Source organism: Burkholderia sp. Tr-20390, from assembly GCF_017104595.1.
Taxonomy (GTDB): Bacteria; Pseudomonadota; Gammaproteobacteria; order Burkholderiales; family Burkholderiaceae; genus Burkholderia.
On record NZ_JAAGPC010000172.1, the window covers coordinates 1 to 18,127 of the forward strand.

An 18,127-nucleotide genomic window follows, 5' to 3' on the forward strand; every position below is an offset into this window, starting at 1 on the left:
CCTGCATCGGCTTCCTTCAGCACCCCGATAATCTGCTCTTCACTGAACCGCGATTTCTTCATGACAAGGTTTCTCCTGCGGCCTTGCCACTAACTTTACAGTGGGATACTTCAGAGGGGAAAGGTCAACGCCGACCAGGATCGAATTCGCGCGAATGTCGTAACGCCCCTCCTCGCGTGCCAGCCCCTTGACCAGCGCCTCGTTCGCCGCCTTCGGCGCGACCGACAGCCCGTCGCGATCCGGCCAGCGCAGATGCCCGGCCGAGCCTAGCGTCACGAACGATCCGCCGCCCGACGCACGAAAGTGCGGCAACGCAGCCTTCGCCGCCACGAAGAAGCCGACCGTCTCGACGTCGATCGCGCGGCGCCAGTCGTCGTGCGTCATGTCGCCGATGTGACGCTGGTTCACGAACGGCCCGGCCGCCCAGACGACCGTGTGCACGCGGCCATGCGCGCCGCTCGCGGCCGCGAGCGCGGCCTCGACCTGTGCAGGATCGGTCACGTCCACGCAGTGCGTGGTGGCCGCGACGCCTTCGCCGCGAATCTCGCGCGCGACGCGCTCGGCCACGTCGGCCTTGCTCCGGTAGCCCACCGCGACCGGCACGCCGGCACGCGCAAACTCGAGCGCGACACCCTGCCCGATCCCGCCGCTGCCGCCGAACACCAGCACCGCGCCCTGCGGAAACCCGTTGTCGTTCATGCGTTCATCCCGTTCGTGTGTCGCGGCGGCGCTCAGGCCGCCGCGTCGATCCCCGCCCGCAGGCGGTACTTCAGCACCTTGCCGGCCGCGCTCGTCGGCAGTTGCTCGACGAACGTGAAATGCCGCGGCACCTTGTAGTTCGCCATGTTGCGGCGCGCCCAGTCGTTCAGTTCGTCGGCGTCGGCATGCGCGCCCGGCCGCAGCACGACATACGCATGCCCGACTTCGCCGAGCCGCGTATCGGGCACGCCGACCAGCGCGACCTGCGCGATCGCCGGATGCGCGGCGAGCAGCCGCTCGATCTCGGCCGGATAGCAGTTGAAGCCACCGACGATGAACATGTCCTTGATGCGATCGGTGATCTTCAGGTTGCCGTTCGCATCGACGCAGCCGAGATCGCCCGTATGCAGCCAGCCGTCCGCATCGACGGTCTCGCGCGTCGCGTCCGGCTGGTTGAAGTAGCCGCGCATCACGTTGTAGCCGCGCACCCAGATTTCGCCGGTCTCGTCCGGCCCGAGCGGCTCACCGCCCGGCCCCGCGATGCGCAGTTCGATATCCGGCATCGGGCGCCCCGACGTATAGGCAACGGTTTGCGCATCGTCGCCCTGACGGCACAGCGTCGCGAAGCCACACGATTCGGTCAGCCCGTAGCCGGTCAGCACCGTCTCGAAGCCGAGCTCCGCGCGCATCCGCTCGATCAGGCGCGGCGCGATCGCCGCCGCGCCCGTCACCGCGATCCGCAGCGACGACAGGTCGCGTGTCGCGCGATCGGGTGCGTCGAGCAGCGCGTAGTACAGCGTCGGCGGGCCGGGCAGCACCGAGACGCGATCGTCGGCGACGCGCCGCAGCACGTCGGCCGGCTGGAACACGAGATGCGGCAGCACGGTCGCGCCGCTCGACAGCGCGGCGAGCCAGCCGGCCTTGTAGCCGAACGTGTGGAAGAACGGATTGACGATCAGGTAGCGGTCGTCGGCACGCACGCCGGCGATCGCCGCCCACGCCTGCGCGGCGCGCAGGTTCTGGCCGTGCGCGGTCATCACGCCCTTCGGGCGGCCCGTCGTGCCGGACGTGAACATCAGGTCCATCACGGTGTCCGGCGTGACCTGCGCCTCGCGTTCGCGCACCGCGGCCAGCGGCACTTCGGCGCCGCGTGCGAGGAACGCGTTCCAGGTCTCGTCGCGCGCGCCTGAAGGCGGCTCGCCGTCGAACACGACGACGCGCTCGAGCGTCGCGGGCCGGTGCGGCGCGAGCATCGCCGGATAGGATTCGCCGAGGAAGGTGCCGCAGCAGAACAGCAGCCGTGCGCCGCCGTCGTGCAGGATGCCGCCCACCTCCATCCCCTTCATCCGCGTATTGACCGGCACGAGGATCGCACCGACGGAGTGGATCGCCAGCGCCGCGACGATCCAGTGCGGCAGGTTCGGCGCCCACACCGCGACGCGGTCGCCGGCCGCGATGCCGCTCGCGAGCAGTGCGCGGGCCGCGTCGACGCGCGCCGCGTCGAGTTCCGCGTAGGTCAGCCGGCCATGCTCCGACTCGATCGCCGGATGCGCGCCGTGGCGCGCGGCTGCCCGGGCGATCAGCGCGGGCGTGGTCAGGATTTCATTGTCCATCGTCTTAGATCAGGGTGGCCGTGCGCGCCGCCGGCGCGCGACGGCTCAGTCGGGAAACACCACGCGCAGCGCGTCGCTCGCGGGCCGTGCGCAACAGGCGAGCGTCCAGCCGGCCGCGATCTCGTCGTCGTCGAGCACGTGGTTGCTGTCGAGCGCGACTTCGCCGCGCTCGATCCGGCACATGCACGCGCCGCATTGCCCCATCCGGCAGGAATTCGGCGCCGGCACGCCCGCGCGCAGCATCGCGTCGAGCAGCGTTTCGCCGGGGGCGCTGTCGAACGCGAACGCGTCGCCGTCGAGCACCGTTTCGATCGACGCGCCATCGCCGGATGCCGAGACCGCCGATGCGACAGTTGACGCCGTCGTATCAGCCGACGCCGGCGCCTGCGCCGGCGCATCGGGCAGCGAAGCAAAACGCTCGACATGGACCCGCGAACGCGGCAACCCGAGGCCGAGCATCGCGGCCAGCGCGTTCTCCATGAACAGCGCGGGCCCGCAGATGAACGTCTCCTGCTGGCTGAACGGCCGCGCGAGTTCCTCGAGATGGCGCTGCTGCGGAACGCCCTGCACGCTGTCGAGCCAGTGGATCACGCGCACGCGGCCCGGATGGCGCTGCGCGAGCTGCTGCAGTTCGGCGCGGAAAATCACCGAGCGTTCGTCGCGGTTCGCGTAGATCAGCGTCAGCATCCCGCGTCCGTGCACGAGCGCCGATTTCAGGATCGACAGCACCGGCGTGATGCCGCTGCCGCCCGCGAACAGCAGCAGGTCGCCGTCGAGCGTGCGCGGCGTGAACACGCCGGCCGGCGGCAGCACGTCGAGCGCATCGCCCGCCTTCACGCGGTCGCACAGCCAGTTCGACGCGCGGCCGTCGCGCACGCGCTTGACGGTGATCTTCGGCGCGGCGTCGATGCCGGGCGCGCTCGACAGCGAATAGCAGCGCGCGACGGTCGCGTCCGCGCACGGCACGTTCAGCGTCAGGAACTGGCCGGGCCGGTACGCGAAGGCGTCGCGCAGCGCGGCCGGCACGTCGAACACGAACGAGCACGCGTCGTCGCTTTCGGCAATCACGTCGGCCACGGTCAGCCGATGGAAGCGCGAATCGCTCATGGCCGGCTCCTCACGTCACGCGGCCGCACGGGCCACCGGCGCGCCGGGCGTCGTGTAGGCGCCGTCGAGATAGACGAGCGGATCGACGTCGCCGCTCATCAGCACCTCGCGGATACGCCCGATGAACACCGTGTGCGTGCCGTATTCGAAGCGGCCGTCCTGCTCGCACACGAGGCTCGCCTGCGCGTCGCGCAGATACGGCACGCCGAGCGCCGACGTGTGCCAGTCGCCGGTCGTGAAGCGCGCCTCGCCCTTCAGGCGGCCGCTACAGTCGATCGCGATGCCTTCGTGCGCCGCCGACAACACGTTCACGCAAAACCCGGCGCCCGCGTCGAGCGGCGGATACAGCGATGCACTACGGTTGATGCAGATCAGCAGCGACGGCGGATCGGTCGACAGCGAATCGACCGCCGTCGCGGACATCGAGTAGCGCCGGCCGTCGTGCGCGCTGCTGATGACCGTGACGGAGCGCGCGAGGCGGCGCATCGCGAGCAGCATGTCGGTGCGCAGCGGATGGGTGGTGAGATCGCTCATCATTGGACTCCGTCAAGTTCAGTCGTGGAAGGCCGGGCGGGCTGCCCGCCGGCGTCGGCCGCGCGAGCAGCCAGGTGGTCGGCGGCGAGATACCCGAAGGTCATCGCCGGACCGAGCGTCGAGCCCGCGCCGGGGTAGCTCGCGCCCATCATCGAGGCGCTGGTGTTGCCGATGGCATAGAGGCCGTCGATCGGCTCGCCGTCGGCGCGCAGCACGCGGGCGTGCACGTCGGTGACGAGCCCGCCCTTCGTGCCGATGTCGCCCGCGTCGATCCGCACCGCGTAGAACGGCGCCTGGTCGACCGGCCCGAGGCACGGGTTCGGTTTGTTCCGCGGATCGCCGTAGTACGTGTCGAACAGGTTGTCGCCCTTGCCGAACGCCTCGTCGATCCCGGTTGCCGCATAACGCGCCATGTCGCGCAACGTGTCGTGCAGGCCGGCCGCATCGACGCCGATGCGCGCGGCGAGCGCGTCGATCGTGTCGGCCTTCACGATCACGTCGCGGAACGCGGCCGGAATCCGTGAATCGGGCATCATCGACGCCGGCATGATCGGCCCGCACGGATACTTGCGGCGAAACCGCGCGTCGAACACCATCCACGCCGGCACGTTCGCGCCGGTGCGCGCATGGTCGCGATACATCGCCGGCACGAATTCGGAATACGGCGCGGCTTCGTTGACGAAGCGCTTGCCGAGGCGGTTCACGATCACGCAGCCCGGCAGGTTGCGCTCGACGAACAGCGCGCGCTGCTTCTCCTCGCCGGCGACACCGACCGTCGGCGCGCCCCACACGTGCGTCATCAACGCCAGCGCGCCGCCGAGCCGGTGGCCTTCGGCGATCGCGTCGCCGGTGTTGGCCGGCGGCGTCGCGCTCCACTGCGCCTGCGTCGGCTGCGGCAGGTAGCGTTCACGCATCGGCTGGTTGCGCTCGAAGCCGCCCGCGCCGAGGATCACGCCACGCCGCGCGGTGATCGTCACCGGCTGCCCGCAGCGCTGCGCGCGCACGCCCGTCACGCGGCCGTCGACGTCGAGCAGGTCGCGCATCGGCGTATCGAGCCACACGGGTACGTTGCGGTCGAGCAGCGCGCGGCGCAGCCCGCCGATCAGCGCGTTGCCGAGCGTCAGGCGCCGGTCGCGCCGCGTGCGGCGGCGCATCCCGATATCGAGCCAGTAACGGCCGAACTGCGCGATCGCGAGCTTCATGAAGCCGGGCCCGCGCGAGAACAGCGTGTGCGCCTCCTTCGACGTCACGGCCACGCGCCCGCCGATCAGCGTGCCGGGCGACGCCGGCCGCAGCCGGTCGAGTTCGTCGCCGAGCAGCCCGCCGTCGAACGGCATTGGATCGAGCGCGCGGTAGCCCGGCATCGCGCCCGGCACCTTCTGGAAATAGTCCGCGTATTTCGGCAGCGACTGGTAACGCACCGGCGTCTTCGTTTCCAGGTAGCGCAGCATCTCCGGCGCGCGGTCGAGATAGGTGTCGATCTTCTCGGGCGTCGATTCGCCGGCCACGCAGGCTTCGATATAGCCGCGCGCGGCCTCGCGCGAATCGGTCGCGCCGAGCTCGGCGATATGGTGGTTGCACGGCACCCAGATGCCGCCGCCCGACACGGCCGACGTGCCGCCGTACAGCGCCGCCTTCTCGATCACGACGACGGACAGGCCGCGGTCGGCCGCGCGGCACGCGGCGAGCAGCGCGCCCGCGCCCGAACCGACGACCACCACGTCGAACACGTATTGCGGTGCTTGCGGGTCGTTCATCGCGGCCTCGTCAGATGAAGAAGTCGGTGTTCTCGCGGCCGAGCATCACGGCGCCGAGGTTCTGGCCGAAGCGGTCCACGTTGTTCGCGTAGTGCGCGCGGGCCGCGTGCAGGTCGAGGAAGCGGCGCACCAGCGGATTGCGGTGATAGATGCCATTGCCGCCCGCGTAGCGCAGCAGCGCGTTCGCGGCCTGCGCGCAGCGCTCGGCGACCTGCGCGGACTGGTAGCGGAAATGCACGCGGCGCTCGATCGACACGGCCGGGCCGCCAGTGACCGACGCCATCAGTTCCGCGAAATTGCGCTTGAGCAGCACCTGCATCTCGTCGATCGCGACGGCCGCGTTCGCGCATGCGTTCTGCGCGCCCGGATCATCGGTCGTCTTCGCGCCGCTGTTGGCCGACACGCGCGTGGCCGCATAGCCGGTGAAATCGTCGAGCGCGCCCTGCAGCGCGCCGATGCACGACGTGCACACCGCGCGCACGAAGATCTGCGCGAACGGCAGCTTGAACAGCGGCGCATCGTTGACGGCGAGGCCCGGGCTCGTGCCCATCATCCCGTCGATCGCCTTGTGCGTGCGGTACGCGGGCACGAACACGTCGTCGACGACGATGTCGTGGCTGCCCGTCGCGCGCAGGCCGAGCACGTCCCAGTCCTGCTGGATCCGGTAGTCGGCTTTCGGCAGCAGGAAGGTGCGGTATTCGGGCGGCTGGCCGGCAACGGCCGGCGGCACCAGCGCGCCGAGGAACACCCACTCGCACAGTTCGCTGCCGCTCGAGAACTTCCAGTGGCCCGACAGGCGGAAGCCGCCGTCGACCGGCGTCACGCGGCCGACCGGCATGTAGGTCGACGCGATCAGCGTCGCCGGGTCGTCGCCCCACACGTCCTGCTGCGCGCGTTCGTCGAACAGCGCGAGCTGCCAGTTGTGCACGCCGACGACGCCGTACACCCACGCGGTCGACATGCAGCCGCGCGCGAGCGCCATCTGGATGTCGAAGAACGCCTGCGGATCGAGCTCGTAGCCGCCGTAGCGCTTCGGCTGCAGCACCTTGAAGAAGCCGGCGGCCTGCATGTCGGCGATCGTCTCGGCCGGGATGCGGCGCTGCGCGTCCGCCTGCGCGGCGCGGCCGGCCAGCGTCGGCGCCAGTGCCTCGGCCCGGGCGATCAGCGTGGCGGCCAGTGCGTTCGAATCGTTGTCGCGATGCACGAATGTCTCCTGTGAAGCGGGTGATGCGCCGCGGCGCGGGCCCCGCTCTCGTTCAAAGTTGTCCGGCGCGGCCTGGCCGCGGGCGATGCTCGCCACCACCGATGGTCGGCTTCGCGCGAGCGCGCCGCATCGTCCGACCGGACGACGGGCGCGGCCCGGTGCATCACGCGCAGGCGCGCGCCTTCTCGCGGTTGAAGAACGGGATCACGTGCTCGCCGATGTTGCGGATCGTCTCCATCTGCGCGTCGTGCGGCACCGTGCCCATCTGGCACAGGAACAGCACTTCGTCGACACCGGCTTCCTGCAGGCGGCCGACATAGCCGATGCAGTCGTCCACCGTGCCGTACGCATGGTTCGGGTTCATCATCGCGAGCGCCGGGTCGGCGAAGTTCACGACGACTTCCTCCGACGCGAAGCGCGAGCGGATCACCATCTCGCCGGTATCGGCCTGCACGAGGTCGTCGCCCCACTTCGCCGGGTCCGGACGCTCGCCGCCCGTGTACCAGTACGCAAGCGACTCCATGAAATAGCGCTGGCCGCGGATGCCGATCTTGCGGGCGGCCTGGCCGTCGGCCATCACGACCGTCGGGCACAGCGCCGCGAGGTGCTGGGTCGGGCGGAAGCCGACCTGGTCTTCCGGCTTGCGGTTCGCCCACGCTTCGCGATACACGGCGTTCTTCTTCGCGACTTCGTCGGGGCCGCCGAAGCCGAGCACCAGCGCGCCCATCCCGCGCTGGCCGGCGCGCAGCAGCGCGTCGGTGTTGGTACACGCGAGGTACATCGGCGGATGCGGATCCTGGAACGGCTTCGGGTGGATCGGACGCTTCGGAATCTGGATGTACTTGCCGTCGTGCTCGATCTCGTCCTGAACGAACATTTTCGGCACGAGGTACATCGATTCGTCGATCATCGGCTGCAGTTCGTTGAGGTCGTAGCCGAACGCGCCGGCTTCCTGCTGGCTGCCGCCCTTGCCGACGCCGAAGTGCACGCGGCCGCCGGACAGGATGTCGAGCAGCGCGACGCGCTCCGCGACCTTGATCGGGTGGTTCATCGCCGGCGGCAGGCACACGACGCCGTGGCCGAGGCCGATGCGCGTCGTGCGGCCGGCCAGGTACGCAAGGAAGGTTTCCGGCGCGCTCATGTGCGCATAGTTGGTCAGCGACGTGTGCTCGACGCACCAGATCGTGTCGAAGCCGACCTGCTCGGCGAGCAGCGCCTGTTCGACCGTCTCCTTGAATACCCGGTGGTCGCCCTCGCGCGATGCGTCGGTGGTCTGGGCTTCGTAGATGAGGGAAAACTTCATTGCGTGCGTCTCCATGGTTGTTGGACGAGTCGGGGTCGTGCAGCCCGCCCGCACGATACGGACGAAGCGCGACGGTCCACGAATGGGAGTGTCGGCGCGCGCACGGGCGCGGGCATCGTCTGTTCGGAGTACCGGCGCGCCCGCGGGGACAGAGGGGTTTCACCGTCATCCGATCGGACTGCGTGAGCGCGCGGACGGCGCGCTAGCATCGAACGGCGGGCGCGTAGCGCGCGCCGACCAACGACAAGGGAGAGAGGGAATGAAGGTATCGATGCTGCTGTATCCGGTCGACGACATCGACACGGCGTTGCCGCTGTTCGTCGACGGACTGGGCCTGAACGTGAAGTTTCGCGACGGCGACCGTTATTGCGCGCTCGACGGCGGCCCGCTGACGATCGCCCTGGTCGCGGGCGACGAGCAGATCGTCGAGCGCGCGGCGCTCACGCTGCGCGTCGACGAGGACGACGACCTGTATGCGGCGATGGCGCGGGTCGTGAAGGCCGGCGCGTCGGTGCGCGTGCCCGTGCAGGCCGGGCCGCACGAATACCGCGCGGTGCTGGAGGACAAGAACGGCGCGCTGCTCGTGATTTCGCAGAAACGGGCCGCATGACGGCACGCCGCGCGGGCGCCGGATACGGGCGCCTCGTGCGCGGCGAGCCCGCTAGGCGTGCGCGCCCGGCGTACTGAGGTCGCTCGCTTCGAGCAATTCGAGCAGCGTGCGCGCCGGCTGGCTGAGCCGCTTCGCGGCCAGCGCGATGAATTCGATGTCGGGCAGCACGGGCAGCGCATCGCCGTTGACCAGCGGCGCGAGCCCGCGCGTCGACAGATAGTGCGACGTCGCGGTCAGGCCGAGCCCCGCGCGCGCGGCCGCGATGCAGCCCGGCTGGCTGCTGCTCGAACACACGACTTCCCAGCCGATCCCCTTCTCCGCGAGCGCGTTCAGGACGATCGCGCGCGTCACGCTCGGCTCGGCGACCAGCACGAGCGGCAGCGGCCGCTCCGGATCGACGACGGTGCCGGGCCGCGCGACCCATTCGAGCCGCGTGCGCAAGAGCGGCGTGCCGCGCCGCTCGCCGAGCCGCCGCTTGCCGATCATCAGGTCGAGCGCGCCCGCGTCCAGCCCTTCGCAGAGCCGGCTCGTCATGCCGGTGGTGATTTCCAGCGCGACGTCCGGATGCGCGGCGCGAAACCCGGCGAGCACGTCCGGCAGCGCGACGAGCGCGAGGTCGTCCGGCGCGCCAAGGCGCACCCGCCCTTTGAGCCTCGGCTTGCGAAACTGCGATTCCGCGCGGTTCAGCGCCTGCAGGATCACGTTCGCATGCACGAGCAGCGCCTCGCCGTCGGCCGTCATCGCGATCGAATGGGTATCGCGCACGAACAGCCGCCGGCCGACGCTCTCCTCGAGACGACGGATGTGTTCGCTGACGCTCGACTGGTTGAGCCCGAGCTGCCGGCCCGCTTCGGTGAAGCTGCGGCAGTTCGTGACGGTCGCGAACGTGTTGAGCCAGACGGGATTGAGCATGGCGCATTGTCATCGGCATTACCGATGACAGTCAACGTCTTCAGGCAGCTTCCCGATGACCATCGGAATCGGTACCATCGTGCGCTTGGAGACCGCCAGGCGCCGCGCAACCGCGTGAAGGCGCCCTCCGCGCCGGCCTTTGCACCACCGATTTCGCCATGTCCCGGGAACCCACACATTCCGCGCTGCTCTGGATCGTCGCCGCTGCATTCTTCATGCAGTCACTCGACACGACGATCGTCAACACCGCCCTGCCTTCGATCGCGCAAAGCCTGCATGCGTCGCCGCTCGCGATGCAGCCGGTCGTGGTCGTCTATACGCTGACGATGGCGATGCTCACGCCAGCGTCCGGCTGGCTCGCCGACCGGTTCGGCACGCGCCGCGTGTTCTCGCTCGCGATTCTCGTGTTCGTGCTGGCATCGATCGGCTGCGCGGCGTCGCATACGCTCGGCCAGCTCGTCGCCGCGCGCGCGCTGCAGGGCATCGGCGGCTCGATGCTGCTGCCGATCGGGCGGCTCGCCGTGCTGCGCCGCGTGCCGGGCGAACAGTACGTCGCGGCCATCGCGTTCGTGTCGATCGCCGGCCAGCTCGGCCCGATCGTCGGGCCGACGCTCGGCGGCTGGCTCACGCAGGCGATTTCCTGGCACTGGGTGTTCATCGTCAACGTGCCGGTCGGCGTGGTCGGCTTCGTCGCCGTGCAGCGCTACCTGCCGCACGACCAGGCGCACCAGCCGCCGCCGTTCGACTTCGTCGGCTGTGCGCTGCTGTCGGTCGCGATGATCGCGCTGTCGCTCGCGATCGACCCGCCGATGCCCGCGCATCGCGCCGCCTGGGCGGCCGGGCTCGCCGTGGTCGGGCTGGCGAGCGCGCTTGCGTACCTGCCGCACGCGCGGCGCCGCGCGCAGCCGCTGTTCCGGCTCGGGCTGTTCCGCGAGCCGAACTTCGGCTCGGGCCTGCTCGGCAACCTGCTGTGCCGGATCGGCACGAGTTCCGTGCCGTTCATGCTGCCGCTGCTGATGCAGGTGCAGCTCGGCTATACGCCGCTGCAGTCGGGGCTGATGATGCTGCCGGCCGCGATCGCGGGCGTCATCGCGAAACGCTGGATCGCGCCGCTCGTGAAGCGGTTCGGCTACGCGGCGTTTCTGGTCGTGAATACGGGGATCGTCGGGTGCGCGATCGCGGGGTTCGCGCTGGTGTCGGTGCGGCCCGCGCCGCTACTGGAAGGCGCGCTGCTGATCGTGTTCGGCACGGCGAACTCGATGCAGTTCGCGGCGATGAACGGCGTGACGTTGAAGGGGCTGTCGCATGCCGACGCCGGCAGCGGCAACAGCCTGTTCACGATGATGCAGATGCTGGCGATGGGGCTCGGCGTGTCGATCGGCGGCGGCCTCGTCAACCTGTTTGCCGACTATTGGGGCTCGATGGCGCACGGGTTCATGCTGTCGTTCACGTGCATGGGCGTGGTGACGCTGCTGTCGTCCGTCGTGTTCCGGCGGATCGATACGGCCGCGCCGCCGGCCAGCGCGGCCGCACGCCCATCCGCGTGAGCGCGGCCATCAGTTCACCTGGCGGCGCTCGACGACGCGCTTGAGTACCCAGCGGATCGACGAACCGTCGGCCGGCGGCTGCGCGACGCGGTATTCGTCGATTTCGAGCGTGTACAGGTAGCCGGGCTGGTACGCGAATCCTTCGATTCCGGCGTACCACAGGCTCCACGGCCCGTTCGGGCCGTTGCGCACCTGCAGGCACTCCATCGGCGCGACGCCCGTGCAGCGCGCGGATTGCGGCGCGACGTACACGGTCTTGGTCACCGGCTTGCTGTCGGCCGGGCGCACCGCGTTCGGCTGCGTGGCGACCGCATCGGTCTGGCATCCGGCGAGGAGCGTGCTGCCGGCAATGACGGCCGCGCCAAGCAGCGTTCTGGATGGGCGAATCATCGGGTGTTCCTCTGGAAGCGTTGGAGGGCCGATTAGAGGCCCTCACGGCAAGAAAGTTCACAAATACCTTACAGAATTCACGCCACCTCTTTCATGCTCGTCGGATCGCACGACATCGCGGTGGCGGAGACGTGACTATGCTCGCCCGCCGCGCGCTTCGTCACCGGTCAGGCAATCGCCGCCGACGGCGAATTCACCGTGTGCTGATCGTGTACCATCGACGCTTCCCGATTTGCCTGATCGCGCTGCGTTCGTCCGCCTTTTCACGTGCGCACGATCCGCACTGCGCACCCCGCCTCGCATGACCTCACCCGTTCCGTCCGACACCGCGCTGCGCCCGCTGCCGATCGATGCACTCACCGTGCCGGCCGCACTCGACGGACGCACGGGCACCAACCGCTCGAACAGCGCGCATCCGCAGATTGCCGCGACCAACGACCTCGACGCGGTGCGCGCGTGGCTCGCCCGCTTCGTCGACACACCGACCACGTTCCAGAACTACCGCAAGGAAGCCGAACGCCTGCTGCTGTGGGCCGTGATCGCGTGCGGCAAGCCGCTGTCGTCGCTCACGCACGAGGATCTCGTCGTCTACCGGCAGTTCCTGCTCGCGCCCGCGCCGGCCGAGCTGTGGTGCGCGAACGGCGGGCGCAAGCATCCGCGCGACGATCCGCGCTGGCGGCCGTTCTACGGGCCGCTGTCGGCGGCCAGCCAGCGGCAGGCACTGGTGATCCTGAACGTGATGTTCTCGTGGCTCGTGCAGGCCGGCTATCTGGCCGGCAATCCGCTCGCGTTGTCGCGCCAGCGGCAGCGCCGGCCCGCGCCGCGCGTCACGCGCCATCTCGGGCAGCCGCTGTGGCAGTCGGTCAAGGATGCGATCGCCGCGATGCCGCGCGACGACGCGCGGGCAAGCTTCCATGCCGATCGTGCGCGCTGGCTGTTCACGCTGCTGTATCTCGGCGGGCTGCGCATCACCGAAGCGGCCGACACGACGATGGGCCAGTTCTTCTGCCGGCGCGACGCGGACGGGCGCGACCGCTGGTGGCTCGACGTGACGGGCAAAGGCGGCCGGCAGCGGCTCGTGCCGGCCACCGACGAGATGATGGCCGAGTTGTCGCGCTACCGGCGCGCGCACGGCCTGCCCGCGTTGCCGTCCGATGGCGAGGCCACGCCGCTCGTGCTGCCGGTCGGCCAGGCGCGCAAGCCGCTCACGCGCGCGGCGCTGCACCGGATCGTGAAGCAGGTGTTCCGGCACGCGGCCGACCGGCTGCGTGCGAACGGCGAAGCCGGCGAGCAGCAGGCACGCGTGCTCGAACAGGCGTCCGCGCACTGGCTGCGCCACAGCGCGGGTTCGCACATGGCCGACGGCCGCGTCGACCTGCGGCTCGTGCGCGACAACCTCGGCCACGTGTCGCTCACGACCACGAGCCAGTACCTGCACGCGGACGACGACTGGCGGCATCGCGAGACGGAGGAGAAGCACCGGATCGGGTGGTAGGCGGCATCCGCCCCGCCCGCCGCGTCACACTCGATCAGTACACGCCCACCCAGTGCCCGGGCACCCACGCCCAGTGATTGCCGGCCCACCGGTAATGCCCCTTCACCCAGCGATAGCCCGGCGCAGGCATCGGGGGCGGCACCTCGACGACGGGCGCCGGCTGCGGCGGCCGCACGGGTTCGACCACGCATGCGGACATCAGCGCCGCACTGGCCGTCACCAGCATGGCGAGCGAAACGGATCGGATCTTGATCATCCTGGATTCTCCCTTTTGTGTCGTGAATGGATTCATTGCCGACGCGGCGACGCCGCACCTCACGCGGTTCCGCGAATCAGCCCGCTCATCGGCCGCGTCACACCGCTTTCCGCAAACAGCGCGGACGCGGTACGGCGCGGATCGAGCCGCAGGCTGTCGGCGGCGGCGCCCGAGATCAACGCGTCGAGCGACGCGGTCGGCTTCAGGTCACGCCCTTCGTACAGGTCGCCCGGCCTCAACCCCGGCCAGTCGGCGATCACGCGGCCGCCCGCGACCGCGCCGCCCGCCAGCATCGCGACGGACGCCTGCCCGTGATCGGTGCCGCCCGTGCCGTTCGCGGCCGCCGTGCGGCCGAACTCGGTTGCGACCAGCACCGTGGTTTGCTGCCACGCGGGCCCGAGGCCGTCGCGCAACGCGGCGAGCATCGTGTCGAGCGCTTTCAGCTGATTCGCGAGCCGTGCGTTCTGTGCGCTGTGCGTGTCCCAGCCGCCCGTCTCGATCATCGCGATGCGCGGGCCGTCGTCGCGCGCGAGGAACGTCGCGGCGAGCTTGCCGACACCGGCTGGATCCTGCCGCGCATGCGCATCGCCGGCGAGGCCGCGCGCATCCATCGCCGACTGCCACAACGGGCCGAGCTGCGCATCGGCCTCGTAGAGCGCCGACACGCGCGCGAGCAGGTCGTCCGGTGCGGCCGGCAAACCGGACGGCGCGTACGACGCGGCCTGCACGGTGCCGCGCAGCGCAAGCGGCACGGTCGGCGCGAACGCGATCGCACTTTCGCGCGTGGCCGGCAGCAGCGCGGCGAGCCGGTTCAGCCAGCCGTCCTTCACCTGGTACGGCGCGCGGCCGCCCGTCTCGAGCACGTTCTGCCCGTCGAAATGCGAGCGGTCGCGATACGGCGAGGCAATCGCGTGAACGAACAGCGCCTGCCCGTCGCGGTACAACTGCGCGGTCTGCACGAGCGACGGATGTAGTGCGAACGTGCCGTCGAGCCGCGTCGCGACCGACGTGTCGATTGCGAGCGGGCCGCGCAGCGACGCATACGCGGGCTCGGCATACGGGACGACGATGTTCAGGCCGTCGGCCGCGCCGCGCTGGATCACGAACACGAAGCGCCGATCGGTCTCGACGTTCGCGAACACGATCCGCGGTGCGACGAGGATCGCGCCAGCACCGGCGGCGGCCACGCTCAGGAATTGTCGGCGGGACAGTGCCATGGTCATCTCCGTTGGAAATCGGGCGATACAAGCAGTAGCGCGAGCGACGTGGTCGCGCTTTCGGCGCGCGACAGCGCGGCCGCCGTCGGCGTGCTCAACGAACCGGCGAGCAGCGTGTTGCCGAGCGTGCGCGGATCGAGCCGGTCGCCCGTGCGGGCGGCCAGCCGCTGCGCGAGCTCGACACGGCGCACGAGCGCGTCGGGCGCGGCCCAGCTCGCGGCCACGTCGTCGTAACCGGCCGGCGAGCCCGGCCGCCACACCGGCTGGCCGAGCTGCGCGAGCAGCGGCGCGGCCTTCAGGTCGCCCGTGTCGCGCCAGCCGAGCCCGCGCAGCGACGACACGGCCCACTCCCACGGCGTCTTGAACTTGCGGTTGACCGGCGACCACGCATCCGTCGAATCGACGAGCGCACGATAGACGCTCGGCAAATCGCCGCCGCTCGCGTCGAACGCACGCGCCAGCCGGTCGGTCAGCGCGGGCGGCGGATTGTCGGCGACGAAATGACGGGCCAGCTGGAACGCGATATGCCGGCCGGTCGCCTCCGAATGCGCGAGGTCGTGCAGGATCGCGCGCGCCTGCGCTTCACCGGGCTGGTCGTAGCTGCGGCCCATCACGGTCCGCACGCCGGGCTCGTGCAGTTTCGGGCGAAACACGAACGCGCCGGGCGCCGCATCGCCGGGCTGCGGGCCGCGCCCGCCGGCGATGCTCCAGCCGGTCATCGCACGCGCGAATTCCGTCACGTCGGCCTGCGTGTATCCCGTGCGTACGCCGAGCGTGTGCAGTTCCATGATTTCGCGCGCGAGATTCTCGTTGAGCCCGCGCCTGGCCGACGGATTGCGTGCCTCGGCACGCAGCGCGGCCGGGCTGTCGGGGCCGACCGAGCGCGCCTGGTCGAGGAAAAGCTGCATCGCCGGATGCTGTTCGACGGCGACCAGCATGTCCTCGAAACGGCCGAGCACGTGCGGACGGATCGCGTCGCGTTCGAACGCGCCCGCGTAGGCCGCCACCGGCCCCTTGTCGACCGAAACCGCGAAATGGTTCGCCCAGAAATGCACGAGGCGCTCGACGAACGGTGCGGGCGTATTCAGCGCACTATTCATCCGCGCGACGACGGCACTGCGATACGTGTCGTTGCCGTCGCGCCGGATCGACTGCTCGGTTGCGCGCTTCGTCGCCGGATCGTTGGCCGTCATCGCATTGCGTGCGCTCGCGAAGCGTGTCGCGAGCGCGACCGCGTCGGGCTCGCCGGCCCACGCGGCCGGCCGCGCGTCGTAACGGTCGAACTGCGCGACGAGCGCCGCCTTCGGGTCCGCCGGCGGCGCTTCGTCGGCCCGTGCGCCGAGACCGAAACGGTTCAGCGCGATGGCGGCCGGTGTGATGTCGTTCGGGTGGTCCATGACAGGGCTCTCGCGATGCGTACCCGTGTTTAACGCTGGCCGGCGGGAAATCCGTCGCCGGGAAGACGAATATTTCCGGTGCGTCGCGCGGCTTTGAATGCGTGCGTGTTGCCGCTCGAATGCCGGTCTTGGATTCGGCGGACGAATGCCGCGAATCGGTGGGTCGCTTAGCGGCCGTATCGGGGTCCCGCGTCCCCGCGAAGGACGGGCCTGTTTCGACATTCGGTTGGCGGGCTTTCACTTGCCTGACCGACGTCAATCCAATCGGAAGGCCCGCCGGCCGCCCCCACCCGGACGCTTGCCGTTCCCGGAAAGCCACCTAGACTCAATGAAAGGTATCGCCCCCGCGTCACGGCGTTTTGCCGTCCCGACCCAGCGACCACTACGATGCCCACTTTTCCCGTCAGCTTGCGTGCACGGTTTCGTTGCGTCGGTTCGATGCGTCCGCACTCGCACTGGACCCGTGCGTGGCTGCTTGCCGTCGCGCTGACGCTGCACGGCTATGCGGCCCATGCGCAGAACCCGCCCAAGGTCGTCGACATTCCAACGCGCCCCGGCGTGACTCAGCGGTTTCTCTTCATCGCGCCGGACGCGCCGAAGGCGGCGGCCATTCTCTATGCCGGCGGACACGGCGGGCTGCAACTGGAACCGTCCGGACAGTTCGGATGGGGGGCAGGCAACTTTCTCGTCCGCACCCGGCAGATGTTCGTGAATGACGGCATCGCCGTCGCGGTCATCGATGCGCCGAGCGACCGGCAATCCCCGCCCTACCTCAATGGCTTTCGACTGTCGAAGGAACACGCCGACGACGCACGCGCCGTGATTGCGTGGTTGAAGGAGCAACTCCACGTACCGGTCTGGCTGGTCGGGACGAGCCGCGGCACCCAGTCCGCCGCCGCCATTGCGGTTGCGCTGGCCGGCGGTGGCGGGCCCGACGGTCTCGTGCTGACGTCCACCATCCTCCGCGAAGAGCGAGGCGGGACCGCGGTCACGGACATGAACCTTGCCAGTCTCACGATTCCGGTGCTCATCGTTCACCACCAGAATGACGGCTGCAAACATTGTCCGGTATCCGAAACGGATACGCTGCTGAAGAAGCTGGAGCAGTCGCCGAAGGCCGAGCTGATGATCGTGTCGGGCGGCACGTCCCGGGGCGATCCGTGCGAAGCCTTTGCCTATCACGGCTTCAATGGTCTGGAGAGCGGTGTGGTCGACGCGATCTCCGCGTGGATGCTGGCACGCTGAACGTGCGTGCCGCGTAGCGAAGTCGCGGTTGCTCCTTGCGATCCTTCGCCGAAGCTCAGCCTGCAAGCATTGCCGACCAATCTTCCGCGTACGCGTTGCGCATCACTGAAAAGGCGCGCCGCCGCACGTTGCCCGCGCGGCGTTGGCTTACTTGCTCGCTGCGTCGTCCTGCTTCTTCTGCCACTTCGCCGGCAGCCGCCAGTTCCCGCTACGCCGCAGCCCGTCGACGAACTTCGCGCGCTCGTCCGGCGTCAGCGTCGCCGCGAAATCGACGACGCGGCGCTCGACCTGCGCACGCAGCGCCGTGTCGGCCGCACGCGTGCGGTCGAGCGCCGCGTCGATCGCCGTGCGATCGAGTTGCGGCGCGGCGAGCAGGTCCAGCACGGTGATCCGGTCGTCGCGCCCTTCCCGCGCGAAATCGCGGCCGTCCTTGCGCGCCGCCTTCAGCGCCGCAACGAATTCCTGCTGGCGCGCGTCCGGCAATTCGTCCGCGGCGAAACGCAATGCGGTGTGCGACGCCGGTGCGCCCGCGGCCCGCAGGTCGCGATGCGTCGAAAACCACTGATACGCACCGCCGCCGATCGCGCCGAGCATGAATACGTTCAGCACGACCGACCCGACGAGGACGAATTTCCAGCCACGCTCACTCATTCATCACTCCAGTCCACGCTCGGCCCACCGAACGTCGTTGTCAGATAGCCCGGCTCATGCGCAGGCGGCACGCTGCCGAGCATCAGCATCGACACGGCCACCGCACCCGCGAGCGCGCCGGCCAGGCCCACGCCCGCGAATGCCGCGCCCGACCACCATACGGCGCCCCGCCGCCGCGCGCGCCGCGGCG

At 69.9% G+C, this 18,127-nt stretch carries 17 protein-coding genes and 1 pseudogene; 4 read left to right on the plus strand and 14 right to left on the minus strand.

What is annotated here, in order from left to right:
• Positions 1 to 39 precede the first annotated feature (39 nt).
• The 7 genes from G3N98_RS31615 to G3N98_RS31645 all read right to left on the minus strand — a co-directional run bounded on the left by G3N98_RS31615 (position 40) and on the right by G3N98_RS31645 (position 8,217).
• On the minus strand, positions 40 to 699 hold the full coding sequence (locus tag G3N98_RS31615; RefSeq protein WP_241026169.1) for an SDR family oxidoreductase: 660 nt from the start codon (positions 697 to 699) through the stop codon (positions 40 to 42).
• A gap of 32 nt (positions 700 to 731) precedes the next feature.
• Positions 732 to 2,312 (minus strand): FadD3 family acyl-CoA ligase, encoded by a 1,581-nt coding sequence (locus G3N98_RS31620; RefSeq protein WP_206150397.1) that lies wholly within the window; start codon positions 2,310 to 2,312, stop codon positions 732 to 734.
• Positions 2,313 to 2,357: 45 nt separating this feature from the next.
• Positions 2,358 to 3,419, minus strand: a complete 1,062-nt coding sequence (locus tag G3N98_RS31625; protein ID WP_206150398.1) for a ferredoxin--NADP reductase — start codon at positions 3,417 to 3,419, stop codon at positions 2,358 to 2,360.
• A gap of 15 nt (positions 3,420 to 3,434) precedes the next feature.
• Complete coding sequence (locus G3N98_RS31630) at positions 3,435 to 3,953, minus strand: flavin reductase family protein (protein ID WP_089429085.1); 519 nt, start codon at positions 3,951 to 3,953, stop codon at positions 3,435 to 3,437.
• Positions 3,953 to 5,710, minus strand: coding sequence for an FAD-dependent oxidoreductase (locus G3N98_RS31635; RefSeq protein ID WP_206150399.1), 1,758 nt, complete (start codon positions 5,708 to 5,710; stop codon positions 3,953 to 3,955). Before G3N98_RS31635 ends, G3N98_RS31630 begins: the two co-directional genes overlap by 1 nt.
• Positions 5,711 to 5,720: 10 nt before the next feature.
• Positions 5,721 to 6,914, minus strand: a complete 1,194-nt coding sequence (locus G3N98_RS31640; RefSeq protein ID WP_206150400.1) for an acyl-CoA dehydrogenase family protein — start codon at positions 6,912 to 6,914, stop codon at positions 5,721 to 5,723.
• Positions 6,915 to 7,077: 163 nt separating this feature from the next.
• Positions 7,078 to 8,217 (minus strand): LLM class flavin-dependent oxidoreductase, encoded by a 1,140-nt coding sequence (locus G3N98_RS31645; protein ID WP_175237528.1) that lies wholly within the window; start codon positions 8,215 to 8,217, stop codon positions 7,078 to 7,080.
• Between the two features lie 259 nt (positions 8,218 to 8,476).
• On the opposite strand from G3N98_RS31645, the gene G3N98_RS31650 reads away from it, so the two are divergent.
• Positions 8,477 to 8,827, plus strand: a complete 351-nt coding sequence (locus G3N98_RS31650) for a VOC family protein (protein ID WP_011355015.1) — start codon at positions 8,477 to 8,479, stop codon at positions 8,825 to 8,827.
• A gap of 51 nt (positions 8,828 to 8,878) precedes the next feature.
• On the opposite strand, the gene G3N98_RS31655 is transcribed toward G3N98_RS31650, so the two are convergent.
• Positions 8,879 to 9,739, minus strand: a complete 861-nt coding sequence (locus tag G3N98_RS31655; protein ID WP_174972529.1) for a LysR family transcriptional regulator — start codon at positions 9,737 to 9,739, stop codon at positions 8,879 to 8,881.
• A gap of 158 nt (positions 9,740 to 9,897) precedes the next feature.
• On the opposite strand from G3N98_RS31655, the gene G3N98_RS31660 reads away from it, so the two are divergent.
• A complete protein-coding gene (locus G3N98_RS31660) occupies positions 9,898 to 11,286 on the plus strand; it encodes a DHA2 family efflux MFS transporter permease subunit (RefSeq protein ID WP_175237529.1) in 1,389 nt (462 codons plus the stop codon).
• Between the two features lie 9 nt (positions 11,287 to 11,295).
• Here the strand turns inward: G3N98_RS31660 and G3N98_RS31665 are convergent, their stop codons facing one another.
• On the minus strand, positions 11,296 to 11,676 hold the full coding sequence (locus G3N98_RS31665; RefSeq protein WP_206150401.1) for a DUF4377 domain-containing protein: 381 nt from the start codon (positions 11,674 to 11,676) through the stop codon (positions 11,296 to 11,298).
• Positions 11,677 to 11,977: 301 nt separating this feature from the next.
• Here G3N98_RS31665 and G3N98_RS31670 point away from each other — a divergent pair, with 301 nt between their 5' ends.
• Positions 11,978 to 13,171 carry a tyrosine-type recombinase/integrase gene (locus tag G3N98_RS31670; RefSeq protein WP_206150402.1) on the plus strand — a complete coding sequence of 398 codons (1,194 nt, stop codon included), beginning with the start codon at positions 11,978 to 11,980 and terminating at the stop codon, positions 13,169 to 13,171.
• Between the two features lie 34 nt (positions 13,172 to 13,205).
• On the opposite strand, the gene G3N98_RS31675 is transcribed toward G3N98_RS31670, so the two are convergent.
• From G3N98_RS31675 to G3N98_RS31685, 3 genes are all read right to left on the minus strand, one after another.
• Positions 13,206 to 13,424, minus strand: coding sequence for a YXWGXW repeat-containing protein (locus G3N98_RS31675; protein WP_089475674.1), 219 nt, complete (start codon positions 13,422 to 13,424; stop codon positions 13,206 to 13,208).
• 62 nt (positions 13,425 to 13,486) lie between these two features.
• Positions 13,487 to 14,650: a DUF1501 domain-containing protein gene (locus G3N98_RS31680; protein ID WP_179257732.1), complete on the minus strand. Its 1,164-nt coding sequence runs from the start codon at positions 14,648 to 14,650 to the stop codon at positions 13,487 to 13,489.
• The gene (locus G3N98_RS31685; RefSeq protein WP_206150403.1) at positions 14,647 to 16,041 is read right to left on the minus strand and encodes a DUF1800 domain-containing protein; all 1,395 of its coding nucleotides are present in this window, start codon (positions 16,039 to 16,041) and stop codon (positions 14,647 to 14,649) included. The genes G3N98_RS31680 and G3N98_RS31685 overlap by 4 nt, the downstream gene beginning before the upstream one ends.
• 387 nt (positions 16,042 to 16,428) lie before the next feature.
• Here G3N98_RS31685 and G3N98_RS31690 point away from each other — a divergent pair, with 387 nt between their 5' ends.
• Complete coding sequence (locus tag G3N98_RS31690; protein WP_241026171.1) at positions 16,429 to 17,286, plus strand: alpha/beta hydrolase; 858 nt, start codon at positions 16,429 to 16,431, stop codon at positions 17,284 to 17,286.
• A 147-nt stretch (positions 17,287 to 17,433) separates the two neighbouring features.
• On the opposite strand, the gene G3N98_RS31695 is transcribed toward G3N98_RS31690, so the two are convergent.
• Together G3N98_RS31695 and G3N98_RS31700 are read right to left on the minus strand one after the other, a co-directional pair.
• Positions 17,434 to 17,937: a periplasmic heavy metal sensor gene (locus G3N98_RS31695; RefSeq protein WP_089427342.1), complete on the minus strand. Its 504-nt coding sequence runs from the start codon at positions 17,935 to 17,937 to the stop codon at positions 17,434 to 17,436.
• Positions 17,934 to 18,127 (minus strand): annotated as a pseudogene (locus G3N98_RS31700) (hypothetical protein); the annotation flags it as partial. The gene G3N98_RS31695 and the pseudogene G3N98_RS31700, both read right to left, overlap by 4 nt.